The organism is Streptomyces sp. NPDC059850 (assembly GCF_042731515.1).
Taxonomy (GTDB): Bacteria; Actinomycetota; Actinomycetes; order Streptomycetales; family Streptomycetaceae; genus Streptomyces.
In genome coordinates, this window is sequence record NZ_JBHWJI010000050.1 from 42417 (window position 1) to 59992 (window position 17576).

A 17576-nucleotide genomic window follows, 5' to 3' on the forward strand; every position below is an offset into this window, starting at 1 on the left:
CCCCACCCCTACGCAGTACGAAGACCCCCGTCGCAGCACCCAACGAGCACCGTCCGCAAAGGTCACGCGTACGAGACAAGAGCGCCCGTTCCCTTCCAATGCTCGTCGCACGGTCGTCGATACTCACTCACGCACAGCGCAAGGGACGCCTTCGTCGGGTTCGCCACGAACGACTGATTAAACAGCCCAGCCTGTTCAGTCCACACTGGACAGGCTGGACTGACGAAATTACGGTGGGGGTATGCCTGAGACCCCCCAATCCGGCATGTCCGCGTCCTCCGTGCAGGCCGCGCATGAGATCCGCGTCGTCGTGGGCCGCCTGCGGCGGCGGTTCCGGGAGTCGTACGACACGGAAGGGCTCACGCCGACGCAGACGTCCGTACTCAGCAGGCTCAGGAGGGACGGGCCCTCCTCGGCCAGTGCCCTCGCAGCCGCCGAGCGCGTACGGCCGCAGTCCATGGCGATGACCCTCGGCGCGCTCGATGAGCGCGGTTTCATCGAACGACGGCCCGATCCGGATGACCGGCGGCGGCAGTTGATCTCGGTGAGCGAGGCGGGCCAGGCGTTCCTGGAGGACAAGCAGCGCGCGGGCGAGGAGTGGCTGTCCCAGGCCCTGGAATCCGGCTTCACCGAGGAAGAGCGTCAGGCCATCCTCAGTTCGCTGGCCCTGCTCGACCGGCTCAGCGACGCATGATCACACGCCTGATACGACGTACCACCAAGCCCCAGGCGCGCGGCGGGTTCGACCGCAGGCTGCTCGCGCCGATGATGCTGGGGTCGATCCTCAACCCGGTCAACTCCTCCATCGTGTCGGTGTCGTTGGTGCCGATCGGCGCGGCCTTCGGGGCTCCGCCGTCGCAGACGGCGTGGCTGGTGTCGGCGCTCTATCTGGCGACGGCGATAGGCCAGCCGGTGGTGGGGCGGCTGATCGATCTGTACGGGCCGCGCCGCCTGTTCCTGCTGGGGTCGGCGCTGACGGGGCTGTCGGGGCTGATCGGTGTACTGGCGCCGAACCTGGCGACGCTGATCGTCGCGCGGGTGGTGCTCGGGTTCGGGACGTGCGCGGGGTATCCGGCGTCGATGTACCTGATCCGGAGCGAGGCGCGGCGTACGGGCCACGAGAGCCCCGCCGGGGTGCTGACCGCGCTCGCGATCGCCAACCAGACCGTGGCGGTCGTCGGCCCGTCGCTGGGCGGGCTGTTGATCGGGCTGGGTGGCTGGCGTGCGACGTTCGCCGTCAACCTGCCGCTGGCCGCCGCCGGTCTGCTGCTCGGTTTTCTGCGGCTGCCGAAGACCCGGCCGCCGCGCCGGTCGCGCGAGGGGGCTGCTGGGCTGGATCTGCCGGGGATGGCGCTGTTCGCCGCGATGCTCGTATCGCTGCTGCTGTTCCTGATGGAGCCGGGGGCCTCGCGGTGGTACTTGCCGGTGCTGATGGTGGTGGCGGCGGCCGGGTTCGCGGTGCGGGAGCTGCGGGTGGCGGAGCCGTTCATCGACTTGCGGGTGCTGGGCGGGAACGTACCGCTTCTGCTCACGTATGCGCGGATGCTTCTGGTCGCGATCGTGTCGTACGTCCTGCTGTACGGGTACACCCAGTGGCTCCAGGAGGGGCGGGGGCTGTCCGCGACGCAGGCGGGGCTGGCGCAACTGCCGCTGTTCCTGGCGGGGATCGCGGTGTCCACGGCGACGGGGCGACGGGCTGCGGTGCGGGGGAAGTTGCTGGTGGGGGCGGTGGGGCAGATCGCCGTCGCGGTGCTGGTGCTGCTGCTTCGGGGGGACAGCCCGGTGTGGCTGCTGGTCGTTGTGGCGGTCGTCGCGGGCGTACCGCAGGGGCTGAACAATCTGGCGCTGCAGAACGCGGTGTACCACCAGGCGGACCCGGAGCGGATGGGGTCTTCGGCCGGGCTGCTGCGTACGTTCCTCTACCTCGGCGCGATGGTTGCCTCAGGCGCCAACGGCGTCTTCTACGGCGCCCGCGCGGACACTAGTGGGTTGCATGGTCTGGCGTGGTTCATGCTCGTCGTCGCCGGTCTATTTCTGGCGATCACGGTCGCGGACCGTTCGCTGGGCCGCATCGGCTCATCTTCTGCTTCTGACTGACGAAAGGCCCAACTGCCATGTCGGACACCGCACTGCTCGTGATGGACATCCAGAACGGCATCGTCGGCCGCATCGCTGGCCCCGACTACCTGCCGCGACTTGCTCGGGCGGTGGAGGCGGCCCGTAGCGCCGGAATCCCCGTGATGCATGTGGTGGTGGGCTTCCGATCCGGCCACCCGGAGGTGTCCGGGCGCAACAAGACGTTCGGCGCGTTCCCCGAGGGCGCCTTCACGCCCGGGGACCCGGGCGCGGCCATCCACCCGGATGTCCGCCAGGCGGCCGACCTCGACTACCAACTCACCGTCCTGGCCGACGGCTGCGCCGACGCGGACGAGGAGGTGCACCGGGTGCTGACGGAGAAGGTGTTCCCGCGCCAGGCGGAGGTGACGACCATCGAGAAGTGGGCCGCGACGCTCGGCTGACGCTCGCGGGCGGTTGATTCCCCCACCCCGCCCCTTCCCGAAACTGGGGGCAAGCCCCCAGCCCGGCGGGCCCGGACGGGCCGGTGGTGCGGCTGCCGCCGCTGGTTGTTCGCGGCGGGCGGTTCGAATCTGGGGGCAGGTCCCCAGTCCTCCGGTGGGTTCGGGCGGGCCCAGGTGCGGCTGCTGCTGCCGGTCGTACGCGGCGGGCGGGTCGCTCGGGGGGTTGATTCCCCTACCCGCCCCTTCCCGGAATTGGGGGCGAGCCCCCAGGCCCCCGGCGGGCCCGGGCGCGGGCCGAGGCTGTGGCGGTCTCATGTGCCGATGTGCAGCGCCTCTTTGAGGAACACGCGGGCGTAGCTCGGGGTGCCCTGAGTGGTGATCACCTCGATGCAGGCGCGAACGTGCTGATCGCCGGTGGCCTCGTGCAGGAGCACGTCGGCGAGGTCGGCGCGGGAGGTGAACATGCCGGGCAGCCGCTCGGGCGCGACGGCGATGCGGTAGTCGGTGACCGTCGTGGCGTCGAACAGTCCTGAGGGGCGGACGATCGTCCAGTCGAGATCGGTGGCGCGCACGATCTCTTCCATGCGGCGCGCGTCCTCGTACAGCGGGCGTCCCATCGACAGCAGGAGCGGCCCGACCACTTTGCGGAAGAAGAACTTCTCGTCGGGCGCGAGTTGGGGGTGCACGCCGAACGAGGTCACGCAGACCAGCCGCCGCAGGCCGTGCCGGTTCATCGCCGCCAGGATGTTCCGCGCGCCCTGCGAGTAGATGGTGACCGGCTCCTTGGTGTACGGGACGCCGAGGGTCGACACCACGCGGTCATGGCCCGCCACCACCTCATCCACCGCCGCCGCGTTCAGCGCGTCGGCGCCCGCCACTCGCAGGCGCGGATCCTCGATCGGGAAGGCTTCGGGCCGCCGGGTCACGGCCGTCACGGTATGGCCCTCCGCCAGCGCCCGCTGGGTGACAAGCCGTCCTGTGGGGCCGTTCGCCCCGAAAACCACGAGCTTCATGCGGTTCTCCCGCCTCCTGTGGCAGCTTGATAGTCTGCAGAACACCGTTCCAATGCCTGGAACGGTGTTCTAGTTGGGAGCATACACATGGCGGATCTGCCGGGAGTCGTCCGGCTGCGTGACCGGCGCGAGGCGCTCACGCTGCGCACGATCCTCACCACCGCGCGCGGGCTGTTCGCCGAACATGGCTACGCCCGCACGCCGATCCGCTCCATCGCCAAAGAAGCCGGTGTCGCGCCGCAGACCATTTACGCGCATTTCGGTTCCAAGGCCGGGGTGCTCAACGGGCTGGTCGACCTGATGGACGAGGAAGCCGGTCTGCCGGAGCTGATGGCCGAGGCGGGGGAGCTGACCGATCCCGACGCCCTGCTGGGACTGCTGGCGAGGGCCAGCCGCCAGGTGCGGGAGCGCTGTGGCGATATCGTCACCATGCTGAACACCGGCGCCGTGGTCTCCCCGGACATCGCGACCACCCAGGCGGAGGGAGCGCGACGGAACAGGCTCGGGGTCGAGACGGTCATCGAGCGCGTCCGCGCCACCGGCTGCGGCGTCCACCCCAAGGCCGTGGACATCGCCGTCGCTTTGATGAGCGCCGACGTCCACGACAGCCTCGTCATCGACGCCGACTGGGCCCCTGAAGACTACGAAGCATGGCTCAAGGACATCCTCATCACCGCGGTACGTCTGGATCGAGGAGATCTATGCCGTTAGGGGACAGATTCGCATTGCGGCGGCCCGACCTGCCTTATGTGCCCCCGATCCACATGGCAGCGGCGTGTCTGGGTGCGCCGACCGCCAACCCGCAGCACCGCCTGGACGCATCCGGTGCCCCGCCGATCCTCGTGTCCAACGCGCTGCACGACCCCGCCACCGGCCACCCGTGGGTGGTCTCGGTGGCCCGGCAGCCCGGCCGCGGCGGCGTGCTCCTCACCTGCGAGGGGCACGGCCACGGCAGCGTCACCAGCGGCCCCCACCCCACGCCTTCCCGAAACTGGGGGCAAGCCCCCAGCCCCCCCCGGGCGGGCTGCTGCCGCCGGTCGTGCGCGGCGAGCGGGTCGCTCGCGTCCACCCCGCCCCTTCCCGAAACTGGGGGCAAGCCCCCAGGCCCCCGGGCGGGCTGCTGCCGCCGCTGGTTGTGCGCGGCGGGCGGGGCCGCGCGGCGGCGAGATTCGTCGCCGTCCCGGCGTGCGGGGACACCGTGCGCCTCATATCGCTCCATAGGCGATTGGAAAGAAGGCGACGAGGCCATCATGAGGGGTGGTGGTGGCACCGGACCGGTGAGCTGCTGGCCGAGCGGGGTGTCGTCAGCGAGGCGCCTGCGCTGCCGAGTTGTGGCGAGACGGGGGAGCCGGTGGGCGCGGGAGGGCCCGGGCTGGCCGACGATGTCGCGGCGGTGCGGCGCGTGTTGAGCGCGAGCGACGAGCCGACCGTCGTGGTCGCCCACAGCTACGGCGGGATCGTCACCGCGGAAGCCGCCGCGGGCATCGACGCCGTGCGCCACCTGCTCCTCGTGTCGAGCTACCTGCCCGAGGTGGGGCAGAGCCTGTCCTCGTTCGGTGGCGAGGAGCCCGCCCCGTTCCTCGCCGTCGATCCCGAGGGCGGCACCTTCACCGTCCGGCCCGACGCGCTGGCCGGGACGTTCCTCCAGGACTGCGATCCGGAGATCCAGCGACAGGCCGCGGACAAGACGGCCTCGCAGAGCCTGGCGGTCCTCGGGCAGCCGGTGAAGGCGGCGGCGTAGCAGCACGTGCCCTCGACGTACCTCGTCTATGCCGAGGACAGGGGCACCCCCGCCCAGCTGCAACGCGAGTTCGCCCGGAGGGCGGGCCGTGTCGTGGAACTCGACGCCGGGCACCACCCGTTCCTGTCCCGGCCGACCGCTGTCCGCGAACTGGTCCTCGGGCTGTGAACGGGTAGCGCCGAGATACGGGTCACAGGGGCGTACCGCGGAGCTGCGCACCGACCGGTGAGCGGTCGGTGCGGACCCGGTCTACCGGTTCGCGGTTTCGCGAGAGGTGATCCGGTTCGTGCGACCGACCGCGCGGCCCACCGCGTTGCGCACCGCGAGGCCCGGCCGGGTGCGGGGCACCATGAGCCTGGAGAGCAGACCGACGCGTCGCTGCCGCGGTCCTACCTCACGGCGGAGCCGCGACTCGTAGGCGGCGAAGGCGCGGGCGTGGTCACCGGGATGGGCGGCTAGCTCTTCCGCGAGGGCGTACGCGCCCGCCATCGCCATGCTGGACCCGTCGCCCAGCAGGGCTGTCGCCGCCGCCGCGTCCCCGAGCAGTACGACCCGTCCGCGGGACCACGAGGGCATCCGGACGGTGGTCAGGGGGTCGAAGAACGGAGCCGGGTGGTCGAGGAACGCCGCCACGAGTTCCGGTGCCCGCCACCGCACGTCGGCGTAGGCGTCGGCCACGATCTGCTTGTGAAGGGCGATGTTCTTGCGGTCGTGGGGCGTCGGCTGTGCGGCCCGGAAGGTGAAGATCGCGAGCGGAGTGGTCCGCGAGGGGTGGAGGACCAGCATCCGGTTCGGCGCGGTCAGCATCGTCATCTCGCTCGGGTCCTCGACGGCGTCGGGTTCCAGCGGGACGGTCGCGCCGTACAGGCCCAGGTCGCTCACGAACTGCCGCTCGGGTCCGAATACCAGGCGCCGTACGGTGGAGTGCATCCCGTCGGCACCGACGACCAAGTCGAAGCGCCGTGGCGCGGACCGCCGGAAGGTGACGTCGACCCCACCTTCGTCCTGGTCGAGAGCGGTGACCGTGTCGTCGAACAAGAACTCGGCCTCGGTCTGCGCCGACTGGTGGAGCACCTCGGACAGGTCGGCTCGGGTCACCTCGACCGTCGGCGCCTCGTCCGAGGTGAGCGGGAGTCGCAGGATCCGCCTGCCGCCGGGGTCGAGCAGGGTCAGCGACCGATTGCGGGTGGCGAGCCCGCGGAGCTGCGGGAGGATGCCCATGCGGTCGGCGACCGGGATCGCGGGCCCCTTCACGACGATCGCGCTACCACCGGAGCGCAGCTGCCGGGCGTGTTCGACGACCGTCGGCCGGTAGCCGTTCCGGGAGAGCCAGTACGCGAGTGCGGGCCCTGCGATTCCGGCACCGACTATCAGCACCTCGGGTTTCTTCATGACGATGACCTCTCGGAGTGTTCGATGACCAGGTCCCCGGCGAGTGCCGGGGCCGGGTCTCAGGGCGCGGCGGCACGGGGCAGCACAACCGGACCAAGGTACGAAAGATTTCGTACCTCAGTGGAGCACGCCTTTCAGGTACGATGCAAGTCGTACCTGAAGGGAGTGCCGCGTGGCCGGGAGGAATCGGATGGGCCCGGAGGCCGATGCGCTCGATCTGGGTGCGGTGTTTCGCGCCCTCGCCGACGAGCACCGTCGTTCGGTGATGACGGAGTTGGTCTCCGATCGCAGCGACAGCGAGCGGGGCTGCAACTCGTTCAATCTTCCGATCTCGAAGCAGACCCAGACCCACCACTTCCGGGTCCTGTGCGAGGCGGGTCTCATTGACGAGATCGACTACGGCAACCGCAAGGGCATCCGCCTGCGACGCGCGGACATCGAGAAGAGGTTTCCCGGGCTGCTCGCGCTCCTGGGAACGGAGCCCCCGGGCGGTACCGCTCCTCGCTGAGTACGCCGGAGGGGAGTCGGTCCCGCGGCGAGCGGGCTCAGGCGAGGGCGGCGGCGAGCAGGGCGAAGGCGGCGACGATGACGGCGACGCGGATGTAGTGGAAGCGGTCCCAGCGGTTCGACTGCTGCTTCCAGTCGGCGGGCCGATTCTCGGGGGTCCACGTCTTGCTCCGGTTGTTGATCGGGACGAGCAGCAGGAGCGACATGATCACGCTGAGGATCAGCAGCGCGCCTGCGGTGACGACGAGGCCGACGCCGTCGTGGTGCCATCCGGCGATGGCCCAGGCCGCGACGAGGGCGAGCGAGCCGATGTACCAGACCGGCATCACGGCGCCGAGCATCCGGGCCCCGTGGGCGCGGCCGAGTTGGCCACTGTCCTCGGGGAGGGCGTTGAGGATCGGGTTGATGACGAAGGCGACGGCGAACTCCACCCCCACCATCACCCCGACGACCACGATGGTGACGACCTCAAGTGTGGTGAGCACGATGAACCCTCCGGTGTCTAGCGGTGCTAGGTGATGAGGCAACACTAGAACTGCTGCCGCTCGCCTGTCTAGCGGTGATAGGGTCGGATCATGTCGGTACAGGAACGCAAGGAGCGCGAACGGGCGGATCGTGAGCGCCTCATCGTGGCGACGGCCCGCGAACTCGCCGAGCAGCAGGGCTGGGACGCGGTCACCACCCGTCGGCTCGCCGAGCGCATCGAGTACAGCCAGCCCGTCCTCTACAGCCACTTCCGCGGCAAGCGCGAGATCATCGGCGCCGTCGCCCTCGAAGGTGCCGCCGAACTGGCGGCGGTCGTGCGGGCCGCGGCCTCCGCCGCGGACGGACCGCGCGCCCGGGTCGCCGCCCTGGCCCGCGCCTACCTCGGCTTCGCCGAGTCCCACCCGGCGGTCTACGACGCCATGTTCCTGCTCGACGGCGGTCTGGTGTTCGCGCGGGAGGACACCCCGGAGCCGCTGAAGGACGCGTTCGCCGCGCTGCTGGAGAGTCTGGGTGAGGTGGCCGGGGAGGGCGTCCACCCGGGGCTGTTCACCGAGCTGTTCTGGGCGTCCCTGCACGGCCTCGCGACCCTGGCCCGGTCGGGGCGGCAGCCACGGGAGGACACCGAGCGGAGGGTGGAACTGCTGGTGGACCGGCTCGCCGTGGTCTAGTCCTCGTCCTGGAGGGCTGTGGTGATGCGTTCCAGGGAGGCGGCGAGGCGGGTGCGGTCGTCGGCGGTCACGGGGGCTACGTAGTAGCGCTCCACGATGCGGGCGTGGACGTCCACCGCGTGCACGAACGTCTTCTCGCCCTCCGGGGTCGCCTCGACCAGTGTCACCCGGCGGTCGTCGGGGGAGGGGACGCGGCGGACGAGGCCCGCTTCCTCCATGCGGTCGATCAGGCGGGTGACGCCGCCGCTGGTCAGGACGAGGTCGTCGGACAGGGCGCGCTGGGAGACCTGTTCGCCGGGGTTCTTGCAGAGCCGGATCAGCACCTCGAACATCACGTGGCTGATGCCGGACTCGGCGCGCATCGCGGCGTTGATGCGCTGCTCCAGGTGGGTCGCCGCCCTCAGCAGCAGGCCGAACTCGTGGACGAGGGGCCCGCGGGCCGCCTCCGCGGCGGTGCGCTTCCGTGCCCCCATGGCGTGCCTGCCTTCCCGTATGGATCTCGCCCGTGATCTCGGCGGGCAGTCTAGTGCCGCGTAAATCACTGACTCGTCAATTGCTGAGCAGTCAGTGATTTCGGTACGGTGGTGGTCATGGAAGTCGCCACCTCGCCCTCCGTTTCCGCCCCGCCCTCGCCCCCTCGTGCGCTGCGGCTGCTCATCGTGCTGGGGGCGCTGTCGGCGTTCGGTCCGCTGTCGCTGGACATGTACCTGCCCGCGCTGCCCGCCCTCGCGCGGGACTTCGCCGTACCGGACGCGGCCGTACAGCTGACCCTGACCAGCTGCCTCATCGGCCTCGCCGTCGGGCAGCTGATCGCCGGGCCGCTCAGCGACCGGTGGGGGCGGAGGGTGCCGCTCCTCATCGGGCTCGCCGGGTATCTGGTGGCGTCCGTGCTGTGCGCCTTCGCGCCGAACGTCACGGCCCTGACCGGGCTGCGGGCCGTCCAGGGGATAGCGGGCGCGGCCGGGATCGTGATCAGCCGGGCCATCGTCCGCGACCTCTACGAGGGCACCGCCGCCGCGCGCTTCTTCTCGCTGCTGATGCTGGTCAACGGCCTGGCGCCGATCCTCGCGCCGGTCCTCGGCGGGCAGCTGCTGCGCTTCACCTCCTGGCGCGGGGTCTTCGTCGTCCTCGCGGTCATCGGCGTGGTGCTGCTCGCGGCCACCCTGGCCGTCGTGGGGGAGACCCTGCCGCCCGCGCGGCGGCGCCGGGGCGGGCTCGGACAGACGGTCGGCAGCTTCGGGGCGCTGCTGCGCGACCCGGGGTTTGTGCGGCCCGCGCTGGCGGGCGGGTTCGCGTTCGCCGCGATGTTCGCGTACATCTCGGCGTCCTCCTTCGTGCTCCAGAAGACGTACGGCCTGGACCCGCAGCAGTTCAGCATCGTCTTCGCGGTCAACGCGCTCGGCATCGCGGTGCTCGGGCAGGGCAACGCCCGGCTGCTGCGCCGCCGTTCGCCCTCCGCGCTGCTCCGGGCCGGGCTCGCGCTGTGCGCGGCGGGCGGCGGGGCGCTGCTGCTGTCCGTACTCGCCGACCTGGGCGTGGCCGCCGTGCTCGTCTCGCTCTTCGCGCTGGTCTCCAGTATCGGCCTGATCATGCCGAACTCCACGGCCCTGTCGATGTCCGGCCACCCCGAGGTGGCCGGTACGGCGTCCGCGCTGCTGGGGCTGCTCCAGTACGCGCTGGGCGGCATCGCCGGACCGCTGGCGGGACTCGGCGGCGACGGCGCGGCGCTGCCGATGGCCCTGGCCATCGCGGCATCGGCGGGGGCGGCAGTGGCGGTGCACCTGTGGCCCGTACGGCGTGGGGGCCGGGACGCCGCCTAGCTGTCCGCTGGCTATCCCTGGCCGTCCCTGGCCGTCCCCGGTAGAGGGCAACCTTAGGTGTATGACTCAACGGCCCAAGGAATCCGTCATAGGGGCACCCGGCATCCCGCAGCTGCTGATGGTGGTCCTCTGCTGCTTCTCGGGGTTCGCGCTCCTGCTGCCCGTCTCTCCGGCGTGGGCCGTCAGCGGCGGCGCCGACGAGTTCGGCGCCGGGCTCGTCACCGCCGTCCTGATGGCCACGACCGTGCTCGCGCAGCTCTGCGTCAACGCCACGCTGCGCACGCTCGGCTGGACCCGCACGCTCGCCCTCGGCGCCCTGCTGCTCGGCCTGCCCGCGCCGCTGCAGGCGCTCGGCGACCAGTTGCCGACGATCCTGCTCACCACGGCGCTGCGCGGGGCGGGCTTCGGGATCGTCACCGTCTGCGGATCCATCGCCGCGGCCGCGCTGGCCCCGCGCGGACGCCAAGGCGCGGCGATCGGCCTCTACGGCTTCGCCGTCGCCGTCCCCCAAGTCGTCCTCACCCCGGCGGCGCCCTGGCTGGTCGGCGCGTTCGCCCTCCCGGCCATCGTCGCCTGCGGGGTGCTCCCCGTACTCGCCCTGCCCTGGACGCCCGCGCTCGGCCGCGCCGTCGCGGCCCGCGTCGACGGCCCCGCCCCAGCCGAGGACCGGCACCGGCCCGCCACTCCCACGCCCACGCCTGCGGTGCTCCGGCGCATCGCGCTGCCGCTGGCCGTGCTGCTGCTGGTCACCTCGGGAGGCGGCGCCGTCCTCACCTTCGCCCCCCAGTTCACCGCTACCCCGGCGCTGGCCGCCGCGTGCCTGCTCACCCTCACCGCCACGGCCGCGGCGGCCCGCTGGGGCTGCGGATCCCTGGCGGACCGGATCGCCCCGCGCCCGATCACCTGCGTCCTCACCGTGGCCGCGAGCGCGGGCCTGCTGCTGATCGCCCTGGCCGTCGGCCCGGAACCCGTCACCACCCCGCTGCTCCTGACCGGGCTGCTCCTGCTGGGCGTGGCCTACGGAGGGCTGCAAAGCGTCACCCTGGTCCAGGCGTTCGACCACGCGGGCCCGGAGAACCGCCACCTCACCTCCGTCGCCTGGAACATCGGCTACGACGCGGGCACCGGCCTCGGCTCCCTCCTCCTCGGCCTGGCGGCCCAAGTGGCCACCTTCTCGGCGGGCTTCACCACGATGTCCGCCGCGCTGGCCGTCGCGCCCCTCGCGGCCCTCCTCGCCGGAAGGCGGCCGCCCGCAGCCCGCGCGCCGGACAGCCACCGGTCCCCGTCAACGCGTGAGGCGCCCCACCGGCTACGGGATATCCCCTAGGGGGACACCGCCTCAAGTAGGAGGACATTGCCGCATTGCTCCTTCTTGAGGCGGATGCCCGGGTGTGCGCCGCCTGTGAAGCTTGGCCTCGAACATCGACACGGCAAATGCGGTGCATGTTCGGTAAACGGCTGACCGCCTCGGCATGCACGGGCGAAGCAGCCGGTCAACGGGGGATCAAAAGGGGGAAGACAGTACATTTCAGGATGCGTTGACTTTCCGCATCCCCATTTCCTTTCGGATCCTTTCCTGTGACCTGACACCCAGGACATGGATTTCTCACGCTGCACCAACCGTGGAGAAATGCGCTCACGCATTCGGCCAAGTCGCCTGCTCGATTCACGGAGGAACAGTTTTGAACCGAAGATATCCGCGTGCGTTACTGACCCTGACGTCGTGCGCCTCGCTGGCCATCGTGGGCACGCTGGCCGGGTCGACACCCGCCCATGCCACGTACTACAGCGGGGGCATGCCCAAGCGGACGTTCAGCGTCAAGACCGTTGGCATCAACAGTCAATGGGTCAAGTACTTCGACACCGGTCGGAAGAACTGGAACACCGCCGGTGTCGGCGCGAACATCAAGCGCAAGTCCAGTGCCAAGCCCAGCTTCACGGCCAACCGCTACAGCGCGAGCTGGTACGGCCTGTACGCGCCGTCCGGGTCGCGGCCGAACCGGTCCTTCAAGATCCAGGTCAATGCCAGGACCATCGACCGGGACACGGGTTCCATATCCCAGTACGACAAGTGGGTTCGGAGCACCGTTACGCACGAACTCGGGCACGGGCTCAGCCTCGACGACAACCCGAACACGCGCAAAGCGTCGTTGATGAAGCACAGCCGTAATCGATCGACGGTGCAGAAGCCGCTGGCCTATGACAAGTCCGAGGTGAAGAGGATCTACACGTGACCGCGAGACGGAACATCCTCATCACCGGGACGGTGCTGCTCGCCGCCTTCACCGCTGTCGGCTGCTCCATGGACGGCGAATCCAAGAAGGCCAAGTCCACGGCGGATTCGGACACCGTGGCCTATCACGCGGACTATCCCGAGTACTCCTCGCTCGACGCGGTCATCAAGAATTCCGACGTCGTCGTCAAGGGAACCGTGGTCAGCAGCCGGGTGGAGAAAATGCTGCCCGACGCGCCCACCGGCGACGACCCCGCCACCAACCCGCAGGCCGGGCTGTCGCCCGCCGAAGCCAAGGCGGCCAAGGAGGCGGCCGAGGCGGACCCGGTCATCGTCACCGTTTCCAAGGTGAAGGTCTCCCAGTCCCTCGCCGGGGATGTGGCCGTCGGGGACACCATCGAGGTCAGCCAGCTCGGTGGCGCGTACAAGGGCGTCACGTACCAGGAGCAGGGCACCACCCATCTCGCCAAGGGCGGGCCGCAGTATGTGCTGATGCTCGCCGACCACGGCGGCAAGAGCCCGTACGACCTGGTCAACCCGGAGCAGGCGCTCTACACCGTCGCGTCGGGCGGCACGGTCAAGGCCGTGGCGGGTGCCGGTTTCGACAACGCGGGCAAGATCGGTCAGCTGGCCGCGAGGGCGGACCGGATCGCCAAGAACCGCACGCGGTAGCCAACCGCACGCGGTAGCACCGGACCCAGCCGGTGCGCCACGGGATGGTCCGTGGCGCACCGGCGCCGCGTCAGCGGTTCGGCTGTGCGAGTCGGAGCGCCTTGCGGACGCCCGGGCTCAGGGCCACGTCGTTGTCCCTGGCGGGGACCGCCGTACCGCCCTCGACCGTGTACCAGCCCTGAGTGGTGTTCACCAGGAAGTAGCTTCCGTCGTCGCCCTTTTCGAGCAGGAGGACGTACTCCTTTCCGGCGGTGAGGTCGGCGGACTCGGGCCCGGAACCGGGGGTCGTGTAGGACACCTGGATGGCATCGCCCGACGGCTCGCCCTTGGCGGTCGCCACCACCTTCGCCGTGGCCACCGTCGTGGGGATGTCGTCGACGCTCTCCTCGCGTCCGGCGCCGAGCCGCGCCCGTACGATCACGGTCGCCGCGCCTTCCAGCCTGGCCGTGCTGCCGAAGTACGGCTCATCGGCCATGGCGCCGCCGCCCGGGCGAGCCGGGTCGGTGCTCGGGTCGGCCGCCGGGTCGTTCTGGAGGCTGAAGAAGGTGACGCCGCCGATGGCGACGGCGGCTCCGCCAGCCACGGCGGCCATCAGGAAGCCCCGCCGGGGCGACCGGCGAGCGGGCGCGGGCGCGGGTGCGGGGGCGGGGGCGGTGGCGCCACCGGGGCCGACCAGCGCGGCCAGTTCGTCGGCGGCGCGCGCCGACAGGCCCTCGTGTGCCGCGTCCGGGACCGGGTTGGCGTTCCTGATCAGAGGCTTTACGCGCATCACACGGACTCCTCGGGCCGATCGTAAACATGACGGAACGCTTTGCGGGCTCGGTGCAGCCGGACCCATACCGCCGACGCGCCGCACCCGAGGACTTCACCGGCTTCCGCGGCGCTGAGCCCGTCCCAGTAGCTCAGCAGCAGCACCTCGCGGTGAGCGGCCGGAAGCCGGTCGAGGGCGTCGAGCACCGCGTTGTCCTGGCCCGACGCCGGGGCGCGGCCCAGCGCGTCGGCAATGGTGTGGTGCAGCTCCGTGAGGCGTGCCACGGAGCGGTAGTGGTTGCTCAGCAGGTTGCGCGCGGTGACGAAAAGCCAGCCTGTCCCTACGTCCTGACCGGCCGTCATGCGCTCCCACGCGGTACGGAAGACCTCGGCGGTCAGTTCCTCCGCCGCTCCTAGGTCGCCCGACCGCCGGTGCACAAAGGCGCACACCCGCGGATGATCGCGGACATACAGGGCCGTGAACCGCGCGGCGCGGTCACGGTCGCTCCGGGTCTTCAAGGTCTCCACACCCCCTATATGTCGTGGACCCGGCGCATCCTTACCGACCGGTTCCAAGACTTTTCCCGTCAGCGACGGCTGAGGGCGTCGGTCAGGCGGTGGAGGGCGGGGTTGGGGCTGTCAGGGCTCCAGCAGGCGTGGAGGGTGACGGAGTGGGCGTCGGCGGCGGCCAGTTCGCGGTAGCGGACGCCGTGCACGCCCATCGTCATGATCGAGCGCGGCACCAGCGCGCACCCCAGACCCGCCCGGACCAAGGCGAGCATGGTCGGCACCTGGGAGGTCAGCTGGCTGACGGCGTAGCGGTCGACGCCGATCATGGCGGCGCAGATGTCGTGCAGATAGCGCGAGCCCTCGGGGCTGTAGCCGATGTAGTTGTTGGTCACCTCGGAGAGGAGGACGGGCGCGGTGCCCTCGGCCAGCGCGTGGGCGGCGGGGACCGCGAGGACCAGGTCCTCCGAGTGGATCAGGACGGACGCGTAGCCCTCGGGGATCGGCGGCCGGACGAGGCCCAGGTCGATCCGCAGGTCGCCGAGCGCGGTGAACTGCTCCGGGCTGACCAGCTCGGACAGCTCGACGGCGACATTGGGTATGCGGCGCTTCACCAGCTCGAGGACGTCGGCGAGGATCGCGTACGCGCCGATCGCGGTGAAGCCGAGGCGTAGCGTCCCGGTGCGGCCCTCGGCGGCGTGACGGGTGGCGACGGGGGCGGCGTCCAGGAGGGCGAGGACCCGGCGGCAGTGTTCGAGGAGGACCGTGCCCGCCGCGGTGATGCGGGCGCCCCGGCCGGTGCGCTCGAAGAGGACGACGTCCAGGGACCGTTCCAGGGCCTGGATCTGCCGGGTCAGCGGGGGCTGCGTCATATTGAGCCGCTCGGCGGCCCGACCGAAGTGCTGTTCCTCCGCTACGGCGACGAAGCCGCGCAGCTGTTGCAGCGAAAGGTCCATGCCGTCAAGGTATCGCGCCATGCGAAATCGGGCTTGGACGCGCATAACGCCACGTCCTACCGTCAGGACCAGTCAGGACCACCAGCGCACAGCCGTCCGCCTCCGAGGAGCCAGGTTGTCCAGAATCGCTGTCGCCATGACCCCTTCGCGCGCCGCCGACGTCTGCGGTCCCGACGCCCGGCGTCTGATCGAGACCCGTTACGAGAGGGCGGTGTGGGCCGGGGACCGGCTCACCGCCGACGACGTGGCGGCGCTGGCCGCCGACTGCGACGTCCTGCTGACCAGCTGGGGCACCCCGCACCTGGACGCCTCGCTCTGGGCGGACGGGCGCGGGCCCACGGTGGTCGCGCACGCGGCCGGGTCGGTGAAGAAGCTCATCGACCGGGAGGTGCTGGACCAGGGCGTCGCGGTCTTCTCCGCCGGGGGCCGGATCGCCTGGTCGGTGGGCGAGTACTGCCTCGCCGCGATGCTCACCCTGGCCCGCCGCCTGCCCCGGTTCGACGCCGCCGTGCGCGGCGGGGGCTGGAAGCAGACGGGGTTCCGGGGCGGCGAACTCGCGGGCCGCCCGGTGGGCATCCTCGGCGCCAGCTCCACCGCGCGCGCCCTGATCACGCTGCTCAGGCCGTTCGGGTGCGAGGTGGTGGTGTACGACCCGTACCTCGGTGAGGAGCGGGCCGCCGCGCTCGGCGTGCGGACGGCCGGACTTGAGGAGACGCTGCGCTGCCCGTTCGTCTCGCTCCATGTGCCGGACCTGCCGGAGACGCGCGGGCTGGTGAGCCGGGCGCTCATCGAGGCGATGCCGGACCACACCGTCGTCGTCAACTCCTCGCGCGGCCCGGCCGTCGACCAGGCCGCGCTGCTGGAACACGTTCTCGCGGGCAGGCTGCTCGCCGCGCTGGACGTCTTCGACCCCGAACCGCCCGTGCTCGACGCAGCCGTACTGGGCTGCCCGGACCTGCTGCTGTCCCCGCACATCGCGGGGGACACCGTGGACGGTCATCTGGCGCTCGCCGGATATGTGCTCGCCGATGTCGCCGACTGGCTCGACAAGGGCGTGCGAGGGCCGAGCTTCGTGGATCCCGCCGCGTGGTCGACGGCCGCCTGAGCCTGCCTGGAGGAGTGCACATGTCGCGTATCACGGCGGTCGAGGTCTTCCCCGTGGCCGTACCCTTCGCCCGGCGGTTCGTGCTCGGCAGCGGAGTCGTCGGCACACCGCAGCAGGCCGCACCGGAGCAGGCCGCACCGGAGCAGGCCGCACCGGACCAGGCAGGCGCGGTGATCTTCGTACGGCTGACCACCGAGGACGGCGTGGTCGGCTGGGGCGAGCAGCGGGCCCTGCCGAGCTGGAGCTATGAGACCGCCGAGACGATCGCCGTGATCATCAAGCGGCACCTGGCCCCGATCCTGCTCGAACTCACCCCCTTCGACGTCGAGTTGTTCCACGCGCGGGCGAACCGGCGGCTCAGCCCCGCCGTCTCCAACGGCTTCCCGTTCGCCCGCGCCGCCGTCGACATCGCCCTGCACGACGCGGCGGGCAAGCTGGTCGGCCTGCCTGTCCACGCCCTGCTGGGCGGCAAGGCGCGGGACGCGATTCCGCTCTGCTCGGCCATCGGTGTGGGGGCGCCCGCCGCCGTGCGCGAGCACGCCCGTATGTCCTCGGACTACGCCGCGTACAAGGTGAAGATCGGCGGGGATCTCGCCGCCGACACCGCCGCCGTGGCGGCCGTCGCGGAGGTCGCGGCGGGCAAGCCGCTGTGGCTCGACGCCAACCAGTCGTACCGGCCCGCCGCGCTGAAGCGGCTGCTGGACGCCGTACGCGACGTACCGGGCATCGCGTGCGTCGAGCAGCCCGTCCCCAGCACGGACACCCTCGCGCTGCACCGGCTGCGCGGCATGATCGACCTTCCGGTGGCCATCGACGAGGGCAGCTTCACCGCCCAGGACGTGGCGCGGGCGATGCGGCTGGACGCCGCCGATCTCGTCGTCATCAAGATCTGCAAGGCGGGCGGCATCCGCAACGCCCTCAAGAGCGCCCATGTCGCCCAGGCGGGCGGCCTGGAGGTGCTGGCCAGCGGGCTGACCGACTGCGGAATCGGCTTCGCGGCGGCCCTGCACCTCTTCAGTCAGCTGGAACTCGCCCTGCCCGCCGAGCTGAACGGGCCCGAACTCCTGTCAGATCTCTATGTCGACAAACTGGAGATCGCCTCCGCCACCGCCACCGTCCCCACCGGCCCCGGGCTCGGTGTCGAGGTGGACGAGGAGCGGATCCGCGCCGAGTCCCTGGACCTGGCCTTCGCCTAGGCCCTTTGTCT

19 protein-coding genes and 2 pseudogenes are annotated in these 17576 nt (G+C 71.0%); 14 read left to right on the top strand and 7 right to left on the bottom strand.

Annotated elements, in window-relative coordinates:
- The first annotated feature begins 241 nt into the window (after nt 1-241).
- The 3 genes from ACFV9T_RS31975 to ACFV9T_RS31985 are packed head-to-tail and all read left to right on the top strand — an operon-like array spanning nt 242 to nt 2519.
- Nucleotides 242-694, top strand: coding sequence for a MarR family transcriptional regulator (locus ACFV9T_RS31975; RefSeq protein WP_385445955.1), 453 nt, complete (start codon nt 242-244; stop codon nt 692-694).
- Entirely contained in the window at nt 691-2097 is a 1407-nt protein-coding gene (locus ACFV9T_RS31980; RefSeq protein ID WP_385445956.1) for an MFS transporter, read from the top strand. Before ACFV9T_RS31975 ends, ACFV9T_RS31980 begins: the two co-directional genes overlap by 4 nt.
- A 17-nt stretch (nt 2098-2114) precedes the next feature.
- Nucleotides 2115-2519: a cysteine hydrolase family protein gene (locus ACFV9T_RS31985; RefSeq protein ID WP_385445957.1), complete on the top strand. Its 405-nt coding sequence runs from the start codon at nt 2115-2117 to the stop codon at nt 2517-2519.
- Between the two features lie 311 nt (nt 2520-2830).
- Here the strand turns inward: ACFV9T_RS31985 and ACFV9T_RS31990 are convergent, their stop codons facing one another.
- Nucleotides 2831-3532 (bottom strand): NAD(P)-dependent oxidoreductase, encoded by a 702-nt coding sequence (locus ACFV9T_RS31990; RefSeq protein ID WP_385445958.1) that lies wholly within the window; start codon nt 3530-3532, stop codon nt 2831-2833.
- Between the two features lie 87 nt (nt 3533-3619).
- Between ACFV9T_RS31990 and ACFV9T_RS31995 the strand changes: the two genes are divergently transcribed.
- The 3 genes and pseudogenes from ACFV9T_RS31995 (at nt 3620) to ACFV9T_RS32005 (ending at nt 5441) form a co-directional block, all read left to right on the top strand.
- The gene (locus ACFV9T_RS31995) at nt 3620-4243 is read left to right on the top strand and encodes a TetR/AcrR family transcriptional regulator (protein ID WP_385445959.1); all 624 of its coding nucleotides are present in this window, start codon (nt 3620-3622) and stop codon (nt 4241-4243) included.
- A 23-nt stretch (nt 4244-4266) separates the two neighbouring features.
- Nucleotides 4267-4503 (top strand): annotated as a pseudogene (locus ACFV9T_RS32000) (alpha/beta hydrolase); the annotation flags it as partial.
- 254 nt (nt 4504-4757) lie between these two features.
- Nucleotides 4758-5441 (top strand): annotated as a pseudogene (locus tag ACFV9T_RS32005) (alpha/beta fold hydrolase).
- Between the two features lie 81 nt (nt 5442-5522).
- Here ACFV9T_RS32005 and ACFV9T_RS32010 read toward each other — a convergent pair.
- Nucleotides 5523-6665 carry an FAD-dependent monooxygenase gene (locus ACFV9T_RS32010; RefSeq protein ID WP_385445960.1) on the bottom strand — a complete coding sequence of 381 codons (1143 nt, stop codon included), beginning with the start codon at nt 6663-6665 and terminating at the stop codon, nt 5523-5525.
- Between the two features lie 172 nt (nt 6666-6837).
- On the opposite strand from ACFV9T_RS32010, the gene ACFV9T_RS32015 reads away from it, so the two are divergent.
- Nucleotides 6838-7173 carry an ArsR/SmtB family transcription factor gene (locus ACFV9T_RS32015; protein WP_385445961.1) on the top strand — a complete coding sequence of 112 codons (336 nt, stop codon included), beginning with the start codon at nt 6838-6840 and terminating at the stop codon, nt 7171-7173.
- 37 nt (nt 7174-7210) lie between these two features.
- Here ACFV9T_RS32015 and ACFV9T_RS32020 read toward each other — a convergent pair whose 3' ends face one another.
- A complete protein-coding gene (locus ACFV9T_RS32020) occupies nt 7211-7657 on the bottom strand; it encodes an anthrone oxygenase family protein (RefSeq protein WP_385445962.1) in 447 nt (148 codons plus the stop codon).
- Between the two features lie 90 nt (nt 7658-7747).
- Here ACFV9T_RS32020 and ACFV9T_RS32025 point away from each other — a divergent pair, with 90 nt between their 5' ends.
- Nucleotides 7748-8326: a TetR/AcrR family transcriptional regulator gene (locus tag ACFV9T_RS32025; RefSeq protein WP_385445963.1), complete on the top strand. Its 579-nt coding sequence runs from the start codon at nt 7748-7750 to the stop codon at nt 8324-8326.
- On the opposite strand, the gene ACFV9T_RS32030 is transcribed toward ACFV9T_RS32025, so the two are convergent.
- Entirely contained in the window at nt 8323-8799 is a 477-nt protein-coding gene (locus tag ACFV9T_RS32030) for a MarR family winged helix-turn-helix transcriptional regulator (RefSeq protein ID WP_385445965.1), read from the bottom strand. The two genes, ACFV9T_RS32025 and ACFV9T_RS32030, sit on opposite strands and share 4 nt — an antisense overlap.
- A 117-nt stretch (nt 8800-8916) precedes the next feature.
- On the opposite strand from ACFV9T_RS32030, the gene ACFV9T_RS32035 reads away from it, so the two are divergent.
- The 4 genes from ACFV9T_RS32035 to ACFV9T_RS32050 all read left to right on the top strand — a co-directional run bounded on the left by ACFV9T_RS32035 (nt 8917) and on the right by ACFV9T_RS32050 (nt 13051).
- Nucleotides 8917-10146: a Bcr/CflA family multidrug efflux MFS transporter gene (locus ACFV9T_RS32035; protein WP_385445966.1), complete on the top strand. Its 1230-nt coding sequence runs from the start codon at nt 8917-8919 to the stop codon at nt 10144-10146.
- Between the two features lie 61 nt (nt 10147-10207).
- Entirely contained in the window at nt 10208-11473 is a 1266-nt protein-coding gene (locus tag ACFV9T_RS32040) for an MFS transporter (protein WP_385445967.1), read from the top strand.
- 355 nt (nt 11474-11828) lie between these two features.
- A complete protein-coding gene (locus ACFV9T_RS32045; protein ID WP_385445968.1) occupies nt 11829-12380 on the top strand; it encodes a hypothetical protein in 552 nt (183 codons plus the stop codon).
- Entirely contained in the window at nt 12377-13051 is a 675-nt protein-coding gene (locus tag ACFV9T_RS32050; RefSeq protein WP_385445969.1) for a hypothetical protein, read from the top strand. Before ACFV9T_RS32045 ends, ACFV9T_RS32050 begins: the two co-directional genes overlap by 4 nt.
- Nucleotides 13052-13121: 70 nt before the next feature.
- On the opposite strand, the gene ACFV9T_RS32055 is transcribed toward ACFV9T_RS32050, so the two are convergent.
- From ACFV9T_RS32055 to ACFV9T_RS32065, 3 genes are read right to left on the bottom strand one after another with little or no spacing between them, the layout of a single operon-like run.
- Nucleotides 13122-13820: a hypothetical protein gene (locus ACFV9T_RS32055; RefSeq protein ID WP_385445971.1), complete on the bottom strand. Its 699-nt coding sequence runs from the start codon at nt 13818-13820 to the stop codon at nt 13122-13124.
- Nucleotides 13820-14329 carry an RNA polymerase sigma factor gene (locus tag ACFV9T_RS32060; RefSeq protein ID WP_385445972.1) on the bottom strand — a complete coding sequence of 170 codons (510 nt, stop codon included), beginning with the start codon at nt 14327-14329 and terminating at the stop codon, nt 13820-13822. Before ACFV9T_RS32060 ends, ACFV9T_RS32055 begins: the two co-directional genes overlap by 1 nt.
- Nucleotides 14330-14388: 59 nt before the next feature.
- Nucleotides 14389-15264 (bottom strand): LysR substrate-binding domain-containing protein, encoded by an 876-nt coding sequence (locus tag ACFV9T_RS32065; protein WP_385445974.1) that lies wholly within the window; start codon nt 15262-15264, stop codon nt 14389-14391.
- Between the two features lie 136 nt (nt 15265-15400).
- Between ACFV9T_RS32065 and ACFV9T_RS32070 the strand changes: the two genes are divergently transcribed.
- Both ACFV9T_RS32070 and ACFV9T_RS32075 read left to right on the top strand, forming a co-directional pair.
- On the top strand, nt 15401-16369 hold the full coding sequence (locus tag ACFV9T_RS32070; RefSeq protein ID WP_385445975.1) for a hydroxyacid dehydrogenase: 969 nt from the start codon (nt 15401-15403) through the stop codon (nt 16367-16369).
- A gap of 20 nt (nt 16370-16389) precedes the next feature.
- Complete coding sequence (locus ACFV9T_RS32075; RefSeq protein ID WP_385445976.1) at nt 16390-17565, top strand: mandelate racemase/muconate lactonizing enzyme family protein; 1176 nt, start codon at nt 16390-16392, stop codon at nt 17563-17565.
- The last annotated feature ends 11 nt before the right edge of the window (nt 17566-17576 follow it).